Origin of the sequence: Flavobacterium sp., assembly GCF_036405015.1 — a bacterium.
Classification (GTDB): domain Bacteria; phylum Bacteroidota; class Bacteroidia; order Flavobacteriales; family Flavobacteriaceae; genus Flavobacterium.
The window spans coordinates 1-17,291 of sequence record NZ_DASWYK010000035.1; the positions used below are offsets into that span (position 1 = coordinate 1).

The window sequence follows — 17,291 nt, forward strand, 5'->3', positions numbered from 1 at the left end:
TATTTCATTAGAATAATCTAGCGTAAAAGTTTCTAAATTATTTAACCCCTCAATATCTATTTTGTATAATGAATGACTGTAGCTGCAGCTTAAATTTTTAAGTTTTAAATTCTTTGTGACATCTAAAGTTAATAAGTCATAATTACTATTCAAATTAAGACTTTCAAGATCAGTCAAACTTGTCAAATCAAGGGATACAAAACTATTGTTTTGAGCATATAATACTTTTAATTTATTAAGTCCACTAACATTTAATTTATTCCCGTTGTTACTATAACAATTAAAACTAGTTAAATTTAACAGGGAACTGATATCAATGTTTTTTACCGAATGATATGAAATATTCAAAACCGAAAGATTAGTAAAGCTCTCTATTCCTTCTAAACTATCAAGGTATGAAAAAGGAGAATTTAAATTACTTAAATTTAATTCTTTAACTTTTAAAGCTTCAGAGATCTGGATTTCACGATCATTATTTGAATCAATTAAAAATGAATTGCCATTAAGATCTTTAGCAACATATTGATTTGTTCTGTCGTTTATTCCGGATAATAAAATCCCTTTTAAAGTATTATTACCTTTAAAATCAACAATTTGAGCATAAGAAAAATTTAAAAACGAAATGAATAAGATTATAAAGTAGAGTTTCTTCATATTGGGGAGATTTTCGTTAACAAAAATAAATCTTTTAAAGAATAACACAACTTTTTTTGTTAAAATAACTAAGTCAAAAAAAATAGGCGAAAAAAAAGTCCCACAGAAATGTGGGACTTTCTATTTATAGAAATCTAAGAATTATTTTTTCTCAGTTTTTTCCATTTTAGCTTTTAAAGCAGCTAATACATCATTGTTGTCACCTAAAGTCGCAGCTGGTGCGTTTGTAGATGCAGATGCAGTAGTTTCAGCAGCAGCTTTCACGTTTTTCTCTTCTTCTTCTCTGAAGATAGCAGTGTGAGAAGCAACTACTCTTTTGAATTCTTTGTTGAATTCGATTACTTTGAAATCAGCTGTATCACCTTTTTTCAATTTCTTTCCGTCTTCTTTTTCAAGGTGACGAGTAGGAATGAAAGCAACGATATCATCTCCGAATTCTACAGTAGCTCCTTTGTCAACGATTTCAGAAATCTCACCATTGTGGATAGTTCCTACAGCGAAAGAATCTTCGTATTGATCCCAAGGATTAGCAGTAGTTTGTTTGTGACCTAAAGATAATTTACGTCCTTCAACATCTAATTCTAATACAACAACATCAAGTTTTTCACCAACGTTTACAAACTCAGATGGGTGTTTAATTTTCTTAGTCCAAGATAAGTCAGAGATGTAGATTAATCCATCAATTCCTTCTTCTAATTCTACGAAAATACCAAAGTTTGTAAAGTTTCTAACGATACCTGTATGTTTAGAACCTACTGGGTATTTAGAAGTAATGTCAGTCCATGGATCTTGAGTCAATTGTTTGATACCTAATGACATCTTACGATCTTCTCTGTCTAGAGTTAAGATAACTGCTTCAACAACATCTCCAACTTTCACGAAGTCCTGAGCAGAACGTAAGTGAGTTGACCATGACATTTCAGAAACGTGGATTAAACCTTCAACACCTTCAGCAACTTCGATGAAAGCACCGTAATCAGCGATTACAACTACTTTACCTTTAACTTTATCACCAACAGTTAAGTTAGCATCTAAAGCATCCCATGGGTGAGCGTTTAATTGTTTCAATCCTAATTGAATTCTTGTTTTCTCATCATCGAAATCAAGGATTACAACGTTTAATTTTTGGTCTAATTCAAGAACTTCACTTGGGTGGTTGATTCTACTCCAAGAAAGGTCAGTAATGTGAATTAATCCGTCAACACCACCTAAGTCAATGAACACACCATAAGAAGTAATGTTTTTAACAACACCTTCTAATACTTGTCCTTTTTGTAATTGACCGATGATCTCTTTTTTCTGTACTTCAATATCAGCCTCGATAAGCGCTTTATGAGATACAACAACGTTTTTGAATTCGTGGTTGATTTTTACCACTTTGAATTCCATCATTTTGTTTACATATACATCGTAGTCTCTAATTGGCTTAACGTCAATTTGAGATCCAGGTAAGAACGCTTCGATTCCGAATACGTCAACAATCATACCTCCTTTAGTTCTGCATTTAACAAAACCGTTAACGATTTCTCCAGTTTCATTAGCTGCAATAACTCTATCCCAAGATTTGATAGTACGTGCTTTTCTGTGAGATAATACTAATTGACCTGTTTTATCCTCACGGATGTCGATTAATACTTCTACTTTGTCACCTACTTTTAAATTTGGGTTGTAACGAAATTCGTTTAAAGAAATAACACCTTCAGATTTAGCATTGATATCAACGATAACGTCTCTATCTGTAATTCTAACTACAACTCCTTCAACTACTTCTTCTTGATCTGTAGCGATGAAAGTTTTTGATACTAGTTCTTCAAACTCTTGCAAGTTTTTCTCATCTACTGCATCGATTCCTTCTTGGAAGTTGTGCCAGTTAAAATTTGCTAAAAACTCTTCTTGTGATTTTGTTTGTTCAGACATGCTGATAAAAAAATTTGTATTCTGTTTTTCTCGAGTTTCTCTATGCGATAGAAAATACAGAAGTTGTTTTACATAAATGGTTGATTCCTAATGGAAACTCTTCTCTGCCAAAAGGACTGCAAAAGTAATACATTTTTCTGAATTAACAAAACAAAACCGATATGATTGTCAGTATATTAATAAGAAGCAGCAAATTTAAGGCTTTTAAAGACGTTTAGTCCCGCTATCCGTTTCACACGAGCGATAGCGAACTGACGAAGTAATCTTTTGTGCCGAACCCCGTCACAAAAGGATTTCCACTTCTATCGGGGCTAGATTAGAAGTTTTTGTTTTCATAATTTAAAAAAACGAGAAATATACAAAACGAAACCCGACAGGTTTTAAAAACCTGTCGGGTTACTGTATAACTATCTTTGTCAAAGTTTAAAACTTTGACAAAGGTTACTTTTAATCTTAATGATTCAAATTCTCAATCTCCTTCGGATCATGTTTATGTTTAAACAAAACAGCAAAAGCAATAGCGATAACTAAAGCATAAGCAGCAAAAGACAACCAAATGGTATGCCAGTCTTTCATTAATACTGGATTTGCGAAAATTCCATCTACAGAAATTGAGTTTCCTTGTCCTTTTACAAACTCAACCATTTTCTCATTAGTTGCATCTGTTTGTAAGAATCCCGCTAATTCCGTAGTTGTATTGAACGACTTTGTAAAGAAACGATCAATTGCCCAACCAGAAGTCAAACTTCCTAAAACTGCTCCTACTCCATTGGTCATCATCATAAATAGACCTTGCGCAGAAGAACGAATTTTAGAATCGGTATTGCTTTCTACGAATAATGAACCTGAGATGTTGAAGAAATCAAATGCCATTCCGTATACAATACAAGACAAAATAATCATCCACAATCCACCAACTGGATCTCCGAAAGCAAATAATCCGAAACGAAGAACCCAAGCCAGCATACTAATCAGCATCACTTGTTTGATTCCAAAACGTCTTAAGAAAAATGGAATTGCAAGAATAAACAAAGTCTCAGAAACCTGAGAAATCGACATAATAATAGTCGAATATTTAATCACGAACGAATCTGCGTATTTTGGAAAATGTTTAAATTCATCTAAAAACACATCCCCGTAAGCGTTTGTCAACTGAAGCGCTCCTCCTAAAAACATAGAAAAAACAAAAAACAAAGCCATTTTGTAATTAGCAAACAACTTGAAAGATTCTAAACCAAAAGTCTCAATCCAAGTAGCATTTTCTTTAATCAAACGTTGTGGTTCGCATTTTGGCAATGTAAAAGCATAAATCCCAAGAATCAAAGCTCCAATTCCAGCGATATAAAACTGATATTCTGTTGCTTTACTGCCGCTTAAATTAGTAATCCACATCGCAACAATAAAACCAATTGTTCCCCAAACACGAATTGGAGGAAAATCTTTTACAATGTTTTTATTATTTAGTTTTAACGAAGTATAAGAAATAGAGTTACTTAAAGCTATTGTTGGCATATAGCAACACATTGCTAACAGCATGACAATAATAAAAGTATCAGGAGTTGTAACTTGTGCTATTGCAAACAAAACTACGGCATATAAAATATGAAGGATTCCGTAAAGTTTTTCGGCATTGACCCATCTGTCAGCAATAATTCCTGTAAGTGTAGGCATAAAAAGAGATGCAATTCCCATGGTTCCGAAAACTAATCCAAATTGAGTTCCTTCCCAGTTTTTAGTACCAAACCAATAATTTCCAATTGTTATAAGCCATGCTCCCCAAACAAAAAATTGAAGAAAGCTCATTAAAATCAATCTGTTTTTAATACCCATATATTAAAATTTGTCTTTTAGTAAAAATGAAGCGGTAAAACTACCATTAAAAATAATATCTGCAAAAAATTAAACTGTTTTAACAACATCATTTACTAATTCTAGAACTGCCGCAAACTGCTCTTCTTTATTTAAGTAAGAATTATCTATTTCTATTGCATCGTCAGCAATAACTAAAGGAGAATCTTCTCTGCTGGTATCCAGATTATCTCTTTCAACTACATTTTGCAGAACTTCTTCATAAGTTACATTATCTCCTTTTTGCTGTAACTCGTCAAAACGTCTTTGTGCGCGGGTTTCTGCACTTGCAGTCATGAATATTTTAAGTTCTGCATTAGGAAAAACTACAGTTCCTATGTCCCTTCCATCCATTACAATTGCTTTATTTGTACCCATTTCTTGTTGTTGTTCAACTAGCTTGGCGCGTACTTCAGAAACAGCCGCAACCTTACTAACAAAACTAGAAACTTCAAGAGTTCGAATCTGTTTTTCTACATTCTCACCGTTTAGATACATTTCAGCAAAACCTAAATCTGCATTAAATCTAAATTCAAGCTGAATGTTAGATAACGCATCAACTAAAGCTTCTTTATCAAAAAAATCAGCTGTAATAAATTGGTTTTGCATTGCAAAGTAAGCAACTGCACGATACATGGCCCCGGTATCTACATAAACATAATGAAGCTCCTTTGCTAATTGCTTTGCAAGGGTACTTTTACCAGTTGATGAAAATCCGTCGATTGCAATTGTAATTTTTTTCAATTTGTATTTTTTAAATTTTTATTCCTTTATTAATCGCTCTTTAAAAACGCAATAAAACTACTGCAAATGTAGCCATCTTTCTTTTTAAATGGAATACTTAAAAATATTAAACTTTTTCTTATAGCTAATATTTAATTCCCAATCACTCCAAAAAAAAATCCTTTTACAATCGTTATCCGATTACAAAAGGTTTCTAATAGTTAGTTTTCCACTAATAATAATTCTTCTTGATTATTGAAAATTTAAAATCAGACCAAAAAGGCTGGTATTAGCTGCTAATGTATATCTCGAGTAAGAATAATTAAATTTCAATTTATTCAACTTTAAACCAAAACCTAATGAAACGCCCGAAAAATTGCGCTGTTCGTCAACTCTTAATTCTTCTCCTCTTCTAAAATTGTATCCTAAACGCAAATTAAAAGCTCTTTTTGGAAAAAGCTCTACACCAAAAGTTACGTGTCTTAATGCGTTATTTACAAAAGAAACTTTCTCTTGACTTGTAGAACCGTCAATATTGGTTTCTCCACGAACTGGATTTGAAAAAGAAATATTCCATTGCTGTAAATTTTCCAAAGTAAGATGCCAACGAATGGGAACGTGTTCTAATTCCTGAGAAATTCCTGCAACAATTTCAAACGGTAAATTTTCCTTTATTCCTGAGTAAGTAGTAAACTGAGTTCCCATGTTACGGAAGACCAAAGCAAAATTTAAATCATTTTTTTCATCTAAATATAAGAATCCTAAATCGACAGCACCTCCTATAGAATTATAGCTTTCTAAAGACGATGTGATTAGTTTAGCATTTGCGCCAATGTAGAAATTTGTAAAAGGAACGTTGTACGAATATCCTAATGTAAGAGCTCCTTCACTACCTGTAAAATTTGAGGTTGCTTGGCCATTTTCATCATAACCCTCAAAAGATCCGTAGTTTACATAACTGACGCCAGCACAAAAGGTCTGCAAATGCCTATCATAAGTATAAGCGTATGATGCAGTACCGTATGAAGCCTCGCCGTAATAGCTCCCGTAATTCATCGCCAGATGATTATCCATATCAGCATTTATAAGTGCGGGATTAGACATCGCCTGGTTAACATCTTCGTCGTAGATGGTGACAACATCACCTCCTAAAGCAGCTTGTCTCGGTGAAGTAGTTAGATTTAAAAATTGATAGGTGTAGCGTCCTCCAACCTGTCCGAACGAAGCCGAACAAATCAGTAGTATAAAAAATAAAACAATTTGTTTTAACATGTTTATGGAACGTTCCTTTGTCGGAATAACGCAAAGGCAAAGATAAAATTATATAACTTCAAAAATAGATTCCAATAAAAAAATTCCAAATTCCAAATCTGAACTTCAGAATGGGATTTGGAATCTAAATATTTAAACTTTTAATTGCTTTTTATTTCAACAATTTTGCATTCTTAACGCTTTGATCTGTTAATGCGATAGCCAGAACTTCACTCATTTCTTTTACATAGTGAAAAGAAAGTCCTTCTAGATATTCAGCTTTAATTTCATCAATATCGCTTTTGTTTTCATGACATAGAATAATCTCTTTAATTCCTGCTCTTTTTGCAGCTAAGATTTTTTCTTTAATTCCGCCAACTGGTAAAACTTTTCCACGAAGCGTAATTTCTCCTGTCATTGCAAGGCTCTTTTTAACTTTCTTTTGCGTTAGAAGAGAAACTAAAGACGTTAACATTGCAATACCCGCACTTGGTCCGTCTTTTGGTGTTGCTCCTTCTGGAACGTGAAGATGAATATTATATTTCTGGAAAATTTCGGTACTTAAACCTAATTTCTTCGCATTAGCTTTAATGTATTCTAAGGCAATAGTCGCCGATTCTTTCATTACAGTTCCAAGATTTCCTGTAATAGTCAAAGCGCCTTTTCCTTCAGAAATCAAAGATTCAATAAATAAAATATCACCACCAACACTTGTCCAAGCTAAACCTGTTACAACTCCTGCAACATCGTTATTTTCGTATTTGTCGCGTTCTAATCTCGGAACTCCTAAAATAGTAACAATATCTTCGTCTGTTACTTTTTTGTTGTACTCCTCCTCCATTGCAACAGATTTTGCTGCATTTCTAATAACCTGAGCAATTTTAGTCTCTAAATTACGAACACCAGATTCTCTTGTATAACCTTCAACAATTTTTTCTAATTGTTTTTTACCTATTGTTAAATCCTTAGCCGTTAATCCGTGAGCTTCTAGTTGTTTTGGAAATAAATGTCTTTTGGCAATTTCTACTTTTTCTTCAATCGTATAACCAGACATTTTGATCACTTCCATTCTGTCTCTCAATGCAGGCTGAATGGCAGCCATATTATTTGAAGTAGCGATAAACATTACTTTAGATAAATCATACCCCATTTCAAGGAAATTATCATAGAAAGCACTGTTTTGTTCTGGATCTAAAACTTCTAATAAAGCAGAAGATGGATCACCGCTATTTCCACTTGACAATTTGTCAATTTCATCTAGAATAAATACTGGGTTTGAAGTTCCTGCCTTTTTTAAGCTTTGAATAATTCTTCCCGGCATTGCTCCAATATACGTTTTTCTATGTCCGCGAATTTCTGCTTCATCACGTAAACCACCTAATGAAATACGAACATACTCACGTCCTAAAGCTTCTGCTACAGAACGACCGATAGAAGTTTTACCAACACCTGGAGGCCCTGTTAGACATATAATTGGTGATTTCATATCATTTCGCAATTTTAAAACTGCCAAATGCTCAATCATTCTTTTCTTTACTTCTTCTAATCCGAAATGATCTTTATCTAAAACTTTCTGCGCAAATTTCAAATCGAATTTATCCTTAGAATATTCGCCCCAAGGCAATTCTAAAAACAACTCTAAATAGTTACGTTGAATACCAAAATCAGGAGATTGTGGATTCATACGACGCATTTTAGACAATTCTTTTTCGAAATGTTTTTGCGTTTTTTCGTCCCATTTTTTGGTTTTCGCTTTCAGTCCCATTTCGTCCATTTCCTCTTCCTGAGAAACACCACCCAATTCTTCCTGAATGGTTTTCATTTGCTGGTGAAGGAAATATTCTCTTTGTTGCTGATCTAAATCAAAACGAACTTTTGACTGAATGTCATTCTTCAATTCTAATTTTTGAAGTTCAACATTCATATAACGTAACGTTTCTAAAGCACGTTCTTTCAAACCATTGATTGACAAAAGGCCTTGTTTCTCTTTTACAGATAAATTCATATTAGAAGAAACAAAATTGATTAAAAACGATTGACTTTCAATGTTTTTAATGGCAAATGTAGCTTCAGAAGGAATGTTTGGACTTTCTTTAATAATCTGAATCGCAAGTTCTTTAACAGAATCTAAAATAGCAGTGAATTCAGAATCATTTTCATCTGGACGTTCTTCTGCAACTTCTTTTATAGTTGCTGTCATGTAAGGTTCTTCGGCAACAACTTCGTCAATTTCGAAACGTTTTTTTCCTTGAAGAATAACGGTTACATTTCCGTCAGGCATTTTTAAAACACGTAAAATACGCGCTACCGTTCCTATTTTATGAATATCGTCTTTTGACGGATCTTCGTCTTCTTCATTGATTTGAGATACTACTCCAATGATTTTTCCTCCTGCATTGGCATCATTAATCAATTTAATAGATTTATCTCTTCCTGCAGAAATTGGAATAACAACTCCTGGAAACAAAACAGTATTACGTAAAGGTAAAATTGGCAAAGAAACAGGAAGTTCTTCATTATTCATTTCCTCTTCATCCTCTGGAGTTAACAAAGGAATCAATTCTGCTTCTGAATCAAATTCTTGAAGTGACAGATTGTCAATAGTAAGTATTTTATGATTTGACATGATAATATATAAGTCGTTTTGTCATTATTTTTTTGTGCTGTCTGTAAAACAGGTATTGCTTTGTGAAGTTATACTTGAAAATGCGCTTTATTTTTCAATTACAAGACAGGCCATAAAATTAGACAATCATTATGCCAAATGCAAAAGAAGTCAGTCCTAAATTTAGATTTTCATTCTTCAAAATTTGAAAAAAAATAAAATTAATTTTATCAAAAGTGTAACAAACAAAAAAATGTAAAGTCCTTTATAAAAACCAAAAGCCATTACTTGAGCATAGACAACCAAAATATCGAAGAATTAATTGCGCTTTGTAAAAAGAACAATCAAAAAGCGCAGTTTGAAATTTACAATCGCTATTGCAAGGCGATGTATAATGTTGCTTATCGTATTGTAAAAGATGAACATTTTGCACAAGACGTCATGCAGGAAGGATTCTTAAAGGCTTTTACCAAAATCAATGACTATAAACAAGAAGTGGCTTTTGGAGCATGGTTAAAAAAAATAATCATCAATTATAGCATCGATTTTTACAAAAAAAACAACTCTTTCCAGGTAGAAGACATAAGTAAACAGCTTTATAAAATTGAAGAAAATGACGGAATTATTTCTGAAAACATCGACTTAAACAATCTAAAAGTAAAACAAGTTCTTGACACTATTCTGCAGTTAAAAGATAGTTACAGAATGGTTCTAACGCTTTTTTATATTGAAGGTTATGATCAAGAGGAAATCTGCGAAATATTAAATATTTCGTATGCCAATTGCAGAACAACTTTGAGCAGAGCAAAAGATAGTTTACGAAGAAAATTGGAAGAAATATAAAATGAATTGGAATTATGAAAAATGAAAAAGACAATTTAGACGAATTATTCAACAGATTTGAAAACCAATGGGATGTTCAGGAGTTAAATCCAGATCATCAAATGAAATTTCTGGAAAAACTAAATAAAAAAGAACCTACTAAAAAGTATTGGTTTGTAACAGCTATTGCCGCATCTATTGTATTGATGCTTGGAATTTCTCTTTTTTACAAAAATGAAAAACCAAAAGAATTCAAATTTGCCTCTAAAGAAACTAAACGAACTGATTCTATTTTCAATATTCTAATTGATAACGAACTGGTTAAATTGAAAGAAAAAAGTTCACCAGAAAATGAACAAATCATTAATGACGCATTAAACCAAATGAAAACTTTTGATGCTGATTACCAAAAAATCATTAACGAATTGCAGAAAAACGGTGAAAACAAACAGATTATTTACGCTATGATAAGCAATCTACAAACCCGAATTTCTTTTTTACAAACCGTTCTAAAACGAATTGAAGACAACGAAAAATTTAAAAACACATCTAATGAAAAAACATTATAACTTACTAATCTTATTGCTTTTGATTCCTTTTTTGGGATTTTCAAATGACGATACTTTTATCACCAAACAAAAAAACATTAAAAAAACCTATATCGTAAATTCTAACGCAGGAATTGACATCAACAACAAATACGGAAACATTTCGGTTACGACCTGGGATGAGGATAAAATTGATCTCGATATTACTATAAAAGTTGACGGACCAAATGAAAATTGGGTAAACGAAAGACTAAACAGTATTGATGTCGATATTACAGCTCTTAAAGGAATGGTTTCTGCGGTAACCAAACTTGGAAATTCTTCCTTAAAAAGTAAAGGAAGCCATAATAGTTTTGAAATTAATTATGTGATAAAAATCCCTAAAAATGGATCAATCAAACTAATTAATAAATATGGCAACATAAACATCCCAAATGCAGAATCTTCTACAGATATAGATTGCAAATACGGAAAAATAACTTTAGGAAAACTAAATGGAGTTACTAATCAAATTTCAATCGCATATTGCCAAAATTCAAGTATCGATTATGTAAAATCTGGAAATATAGATGCGCGTTATTCTGGCCTTAAAATTAACGATTCCGGAAATTTAAATTTGAATGCCAATTATACCGATGTGAATCTTGGTGACGGACAAAACATCAAATCTGATTGTAATTACGGAACGCTTAAATTTCAAAAAGTCAATTCTTTAAATGGTTCTGGAAATTATTTAACACTTATAATTGGAGAAATTTCGAGTAACTTTAGTTATGATACCAATTACAGCAAAATAAACATTGGAACCATGAATGAAAAAGCTGGAAATATAAATATCAACTCAGGCTACACAGATATTTCTATCGGATATCTTCCTAATTATGCTTTCGATTTCGATATTTCGGCGAGATACTCTAATATTAAACATGATAATACTTTAGAAATTTCTACTTCAGAAACCAAAAGCAACAGCAAAAGAATCGCTGGTTTTTATAAGAAAAAAGGTCTCAACAAAATTAATATCAATTCAAACTACGGAAATATTTCGTTGACAAAAAATTAATCATCTAAAAATCAAAACAATGAAAAAATCAATTTTTATTCTAGCATTAAGCGCACTTCTTATGACTGGAAATGCCAACGCACAGTCAAAAATAAACGGAAACGGTAAAGTTACAACAGAAACCAGAACCACTGGAGATTACGACGGTATTAAAATTGCGGGATTCTTTGACGTAGATCTAGTTTCAGGAAAAGAAGGAAAAATTACAATCAAAGGAGAAGAAAATTTATTATCTGCAATAAAAGTAGAAGTTGAAGGAAATGACTTAAAAATCTATGTAGAAAAAGGAACTCAAATTCGTACCAGTTCAGGAAATAAAATTGAAGTAACCATTCCATTTGAAAATATTTCAGAATTAAGTTTAGCTGGTTCGGGTTCAATTCATTCTAAAAATAGTATTAAAAGTGATAGTTTTACCATTAACCTTGCTGGTTCAGGTAATTTCAATTTACCTGTTGATGCCAATAATTTAGCTCTAAACGTAAGTGGTTCAGGAAAAATCAATTTAAAAGGAACTGCCAATAACTTTTCTACAAAACTTTCAGGTTCAGGAGATATTGATGCTACTGACTTAAAATCTAAAATAGTTGAGGCTCATGTATCTGGATCTGGAAATAGTAAAGTAACTTGTAATGAAAGCATTACAGCAAGAGTTGCGGGCTCAGGAAATATCAAATATTTTGGAAATCCTGAGAAAAAAGACGCAAAAGTAGCAGGCTCAGGAACGATTACTAAAGGTTAATTATAAAAAATATCACGAATTTCAAAAATCATCATCAATCAAATAATTCCTGTAATTCGTGATATTGCTATTATTGAAGACGTTTCGACTAGTTTGAAACGTCTTTTTTGTGAACTCTTCTTAAAAGAAAAATGGCTGTGACGAAAAAGATTCCTAAAATTACAATTGCAGTACGTGGACTTCCCGTAATTTGATCGATAATTCCGTAAACACACATTCCAATAACGATTCCGATTTTCTCAGCAACATCATAAAAACTAAAAAACGATGCTGTATCTTCTGTTTCTGGTAATAATTTTGAATAGGTTGAACGTGATAATGCCTGAATTCCTCCCATTACAAATCCGGCAACTGTTGCCATAACGTAAAAATGCGTTGGCAAAGTAATAAAAAATGCAAGCGCGCAAAACACAGCCCAAATCGCATTTATAAAAATTAAAGTAGGAACATTACCAAATTTTTCTGAAGCCCTAGAAGTTAAAACCGCACCAACAACAGCAACCAATTGGATTATTAAAATACAAACAATTAAACCTATTGTACTTTGCTCTTTAGTTTCCCATTGAATTTCCTGTGCGCCAAAATAAGTGGCAACAAGCATTACAGTCTGAACCGCCATACTAGAAACGAAAAACCCTCCTAAATAACGCTTTAAAGGAATATTTTCATTTAATAAAGCCCAAACCTTTTTCAATTCTTTAAAACCATTAAAAACCACAGATTTTGTTAATTTCTGTCCAGACTCTTTACTGCCTTTTGGTAAATAATAGTAAGTATATTGGCTGAATAAAATCCACCAAACTCCAACCATTACAAAAGAATAACGCATTGCTTTCATTGCGGCTTCACCATCAGTTCCTGAAATTCCAAAAAGTTTTGGTTTCATAATCATAGCTAAATTGACAATCAGCAAAATAACGCTTCCAATATATCCTAATGAATATCCTTTTGCACTAATTCTGTCTTGCTGTTCTTCAAATGCAATATCCGGAAGATAGGAATTATAGAAAACTAAACTTCCCCAATAGCCCAATAAACCTAAAAAGTAAAATAGAAGTCCTACATAAATATTATCCAAATCAAACCAATACAATCCCATACAAGATAAAGCGCCCAGATAACAGAAGAATTTCATAAATGATTTCTTGTTTCCAACGTAATCTGCAATTCCCGATAACAGTGGAGAAATAAAAGATACCACCATAAAAGCGAAAGCTGTAATGAAACTTATTAATGCTGAGTTTTTAAGATGCATTCCAAAAATATCAATATAATGATCACGATCACTGAATAAAGCTTCATAAAAAATTGGAAATACTGCCGAAGCAATAGTCAAAGTATAAACTGAATTGGCCCAATCATAAAATGCCCATGCATTTAAAAGCTTCTTATCTCCTTTTGGTAGGTTTTTCATAGAAATGGTTTTGTTAATTGGCTACGAATTTATCTAATTTTTATCATAATCAAATAGAAATTACTCAAATCCTGTATTATTAAATTATCAACTCTCCTAAAAAGAAAAAAGCTATTCGAATTCGAATAGCTTTTTGTCAGTTGTACATCTGTACATCTTTTTATTTTATTGTTCCAACTTTTAAAGCAATTGCTTTTGCTTCTGGAATAAGCGCTTTTATATTAGCGATTCTGGTTGCGTCAGAAGGGTGAGTACTCATAAATTCTGGTGTAGACGAACCTCCTGATTTTGCAGACATTCTTGTCCAGAACGCAACAGCATCATCCGGATTGTAGCCTGCAATTGCCATTAAAGTCAATCCGATTTTATCGGCTTCGCTTTCATTACTTCTACTAAAAGGAAGCATTACTCCTACCTCAGTTCCCATTCCGTAAGCTTGAGAAAAAATTGCTCTGGTTTGAGCCGTTTTATTGGTTGTTGCTGCATCTAAAACTGCACCTCCTATTGACTGTAACTGTGCTGCACTCATTCTTTGTGCTCCGTGATTTGCCAATGCGTGCGAAACTTCGTGTCCCATCACTGTAGCTAAACCAGATTCGTTTTGTGTAACAGGCAAAATTCCAGAATAAACAACAATTTTTCCTCCTGGTAAACACCAAGCATTAACTTCTTTGTTGTCTACCAATTTATATTCCCAACGATAATCTTTTAAATATTGTGATTGTCCTAAATATGTTAAATACTTTTCAGCAGCTGCTTTAATTTTATATCCAACATTCTCAACAAGTTTCGCATCAGAAGTTCCTGTTATCACTTTATTTTCAGACAAAAAAGTACTGTATTGCTGAAAAGAAGTTGGAAATAATTCACTGTTTGAAACAAAATTCAAGTTTTGTTTTCCTGTAATCGGGTTTGTTGCACAAGATAAAACAAGACCGCTGAAAATCCCTAAAAACAAATATTTTTTCATAATTCGAGCTATTTTCTAACAAAAATACAATTAAAAAAAATAAAATATTTTACATATTAAGTCGAAAAAATATCAAAATTTAACTATTCACCAATAATATGAAGTTCACTAAACTCTTTATCAACTATTAAGAAATTATTTTGCTCAAAATTAATTTTATCAAACTCAATTTTTTCGTTGTCAATTTCTATTTCTGCAACTTTAAAAGGTAATCCAATTAAATTGATTTTGTACTTTGTATACGGAGTTGTATACTTTCCTTCTTTATGAAGCTGAATAATAAGCTCTTTTTCCTTTCCAATATTTCGTAACGACAAATAGCTATAACGTCCTTTTTTATAATCGTAACCGTCTTGAGCGTCTTCATAAACTGCTGATTGTTCTTTACCATTTTTATAGTAAACATCAAGTGTTAATTCATCAAATTCTAATTCACCAACATATTGCTGAACTGGATATTTTGGAATAATAGCTCCTGCTTTTACAAAAACTGGAATCTCATCAAATTTAGTATCAATCCAAATTTCTCTTCCACCAATAAACAATTCATTGGTCCAATAGTTATACCATTCACCACGTGGAATATACATACGTCTACCTACAGCATTAGGTTCAAGTATTGGACAAACTAAAATTTGGTTTCCGAAGATGAATTCGTCATTTCGATAATGCGTTTGTGTATCATCCTGATCGTAATACACCAAAGGTTTTAACATTGGAACTCCTTCTTCAATATATTGCCAAAACATTGTATATAAATAAGGCAACAATTGATAACGAAGACTAACAAATTTTCGGGTAATATTAATTACTTCTTCATCAAAAGCCCAAGGTTCTTGATTTCCATGATCTCCAGAAGAATGCGTTCTACAAAACGGATGGAAGACACCTAACTGAATCCAACGTGCGTATAACTCTCCAGTTGGTTGTTCTGCAAATCCACCAATATCAGAACCAGTAAATCCCATTCCCGAAATAGATAATCTTTGCACCTGAATGTTTGCAATCCATAGATGTTCCCAGGTTGCAACATTATCACCTGTCCACGAAGAAGTGTAACGCTGTGCTCCAGAATAAGCAGATCTAGTAATTACAAAAGGACGTTTTGGATAAGCAAAACGTTTCACACCATGATAAGTTGCTCTTGCCATCTGTGTTCCGTAAATATTATGCGCTTTTCTATGACTGCAAGGATTTCCATCGTATACGTGACGAACATCCATTGGAAAAGTTTTATTTGGAACCTCCATTACAGCTGGTTCGTTCATATCATTCCAAACTCCTTTTACTCCAATATCTGCAATTAATTCTTTAAATAAACCAGCCCACCATTCTCTTACTACGGGATTTGTGTAATCTGGAAAGTTACATTCTCCTGGCCAGACTTTTCCTTTCATATAAGGTCCATCGGCTCTTTTACAGAAATAATCTTTTTCTAATGCTTCTTTATAAACCCAATAATCTTTATCGATTTTTATTCCAGGATCTATGATTACAATTGTTTTAAAACCATCTTCTGCTAATTCAGAAACCATTCTTTTCGGATCTGGAAAATAGTTTTTATTCCATGTAAAGCATCGAAATCCTTCCATATAATCAATATCGAGATAAATGGCATCACAAGGAATTTGAAGTTCTCTAAATTTTGATGTAATTTCTTTTACTTTACTTTCAGGATAATAACTCCATTTACATTGGTGATATCCTAAAACCCAAAGCGGTGGTAATTCTGGTTTTCCGGTTAAATCGGTATATGTGGTCACAACATCCTGCATTTGTGGACCATAGACAAAATAATAATTCATTTCGCCACCTTCAGCCCAAAAACTGGTTACATTTCGTCTTTCTTGACAAAAATCAAAGAAAGTTCTGAAAGTATTATCAAAGAAAATACCGTAAGATTGTTTATTGTGAAGTCCAATATAAAAAGGAACAACTTTATATAAAGGTTCCTGATCTTTTTGATAGGCATATTGATCTGTAGCAAAATTTTCGACTCTTTTGCCTTTAAGGTTCATTTGAGTAGCTTTATCTCCAAGACCGTAATAACATTCACCATCTTTAGCATATTTACTCATTTTTACGATATTTCCGCCATATTCGTAGCTTTCTTCCCAATGAAAACCAAGTTCATCTTCAAGAATTAAAAAATCATTCAAATCGTAAATAGCTAAACGAAGATCTGCTTTTTGAATTTTGCACTTTACCTTACTGGTTCTTATTTCAAAATAAGTTTCCTGTTCTGTAACTTCTAAGAAATTGTAACCATGAAGCTGCGTTTTATCAATGGCATAAGAAAAGTCATTACTGAAATATCCTTTAGTGGTAAAACGAAATCGAATTAAACTGTCTCTAAGAACAGTAACTTTTAAGATTACCTTATTATCTGTATTAAAGAAAATTGAATCGCCTTCATGTTCATAAGAAACGATTTTTGATGGATATAAATCTCCTTTGTATTCTAATGATGTGTTTGTAATCATATCGCCAATGAATTAATTATAACAATAATCTCTCTTTTCAAACATACAAAAAAAGATCATAAAGCCCTATGAATAAAAGGTTTATTAACGAAAACGTTTTTTCTGATTGAGTTTGTAATTAGAAAACAAAAAATCAACAATTTGATAATTTTGAAACGATTAAATGATAAAATCTTACTTAAAAAAGATTGTACTGTTTTTATTATACTAAAGAATACACAGTAACACTCAAAGGAGGTAAAATTAATTCT

12 protein-coding genes and 1 pseudogene are annotated in these 17,291 nt (G+C 32.4%); 4 read left to right on the forward strand and 9 right to left on the reverse strand.

Annotated features, from left to right (window positions below; all coding sequences use genetic code 11):
• The 6 genes and pseudogenes from VGE71_RS02795 to lon all read right to left on the reverse strand — a co-directional run.
• A pseudogene (locus VGE71_RS02795) lies at window positions 1-654 on the reverse strand (hypothetical protein); the annotation flags it as partial.
• Between the two features lie 141 nt (window positions 655-795).
• On the reverse strand, window positions 796-2,571 hold the full coding sequence (gene rpsA / locus VGE71_RS02800) for a 30S ribosomal protein S1 (protein WP_012024823.1): 1,776 nt from the start codon (window positions 2,569-2,571) through the stop codon (window positions 796-798).
• A 453-nt stretch (window positions 2,572-3,024) separates the two neighbouring features.
• Window positions 3,025-4,401: a nucleoside permease gene (locus tag VGE71_RS02805; protein WP_331136933.1), complete on the reverse strand. Its 1,377-nt coding sequence runs from the start codon at window positions 4,399-4,401 to the stop codon at window positions 3,025-3,027.
• A 69-nt stretch (window positions 4,402-4,470) separates the two neighbouring features.
• Window positions 4,471-5,163, reverse strand: coding sequence for a (d)CMP kinase (gene cmk, locus VGE71_RS02810; protein ID WP_331136934.1), 693 nt, complete (start codon window positions 5,161-5,163; stop codon window positions 4,471-4,473).
• Window positions 5,164-5,394: 231 nt separating this feature from the next.
• Entirely contained in the window at window positions 5,395-6,414 is a 1,020-nt protein-coding gene (gene porQ / locus VGE71_RS02815; protein ID WP_331136935.1) for a type IX secretion system protein PorQ, read from the reverse strand.
• A 151-nt stretch (window positions 6,415-6,565) separates the two neighbouring features.
• Window positions 6,566-9,019 (reverse strand): endopeptidase La, encoded by a 2,454-nt coding sequence (gene lon / locus VGE71_RS02820; RefSeq protein WP_331136936.1) that lies wholly within the window; start codon window positions 9,017-9,019, stop codon window positions 6,566-6,568.
• A gap of 267 nt (window positions 9,020-9,286) precedes the next feature.
• On the opposite strand from lon, the gene VGE71_RS02825 reads away from it, so the two are divergent.
• The 4 genes from VGE71_RS02825 to VGE71_RS02840 all read left to right on the forward strand — a co-directional run bounded on the left by VGE71_RS02825 (window position 9,287) and on the right by VGE71_RS02840 (window position 12,173).
• On the forward strand, window positions 9,287-9,841 hold the full coding sequence (locus tag VGE71_RS02825; RefSeq protein ID WP_144212485.1) for an RNA polymerase sigma factor: 555 nt from the start codon (window positions 9,287-9,289) through the stop codon (window positions 9,839-9,841).
• Between the two features lie 14 nt (window positions 9,842-9,855).
• On the forward strand, window positions 9,856-10,389 hold the full coding sequence (locus VGE71_RS02830) for an anti-sigma factor (protein ID WP_331136937.1): 534 nt from the start codon (window positions 9,856-9,858) through the stop codon (window positions 10,387-10,389).
• Window positions 10,373-11,431 (forward strand): hypothetical protein, encoded by a 1,059-nt coding sequence (locus VGE71_RS02835; RefSeq protein WP_331136938.1) that lies wholly within the window; start codon window positions 10,373-10,375, stop codon window positions 11,429-11,431. Before VGE71_RS02830 ends, VGE71_RS02835 begins: the two co-directional genes overlap by 17 nt.
• 148 nt (window positions 11,432-11,579) lie before the next feature.
• Window positions 11,580-12,173 carry a head GIN domain-containing protein gene (locus tag VGE71_RS02840; protein WP_414656163.1) on the forward strand — a complete coding sequence of 198 codons (594 nt, stop codon included), beginning with the start codon at window positions 11,580-11,582 and terminating at the stop codon, window positions 12,171-12,173.
• 88 nt (window positions 12,174-12,261) lie between these two features.
• On the opposite strand, the gene VGE71_RS02845 is transcribed toward VGE71_RS02840, so the two are convergent.
• The 3 genes from VGE71_RS02845 to VGE71_RS02855 all read right to left on the reverse strand — a co-directional run bounded on the left by VGE71_RS02845 (window position 12,262) and on the right by VGE71_RS02855 (window position 17,040).
• The gene (locus tag VGE71_RS02845; RefSeq protein WP_331136940.1) at window positions 12,262-13,587 is read right to left on the reverse strand and encodes an MFS transporter; all 1,326 of its coding nucleotides are present in this window, start codon (window positions 13,585-13,587) and stop codon (window positions 12,262-12,264) included.
• A gap of 160 nt (window positions 13,588-13,747) precedes the next feature.
• Complete coding sequence (locus VGE71_RS02850; protein WP_331136941.1) at window positions 13,748-14,557, reverse strand: M48 family metallopeptidase; 810 nt, start codon at window positions 14,555-14,557, stop codon at window positions 13,748-13,750.
• 83 nt (window positions 14,558-14,640) lie between these two features.
• Window positions 14,641-17,040 carry a glycoside hydrolase family 31 protein gene (locus VGE71_RS02855; RefSeq protein ID WP_331136942.1) on the reverse strand — a complete coding sequence of 800 codons (2,400 nt, stop codon included), beginning with the start codon at window positions 17,038-17,040 and terminating at the stop codon, window positions 14,641-14,643.
• Window positions 17,041-17,291 lie beyond the last annotated feature (251 nt).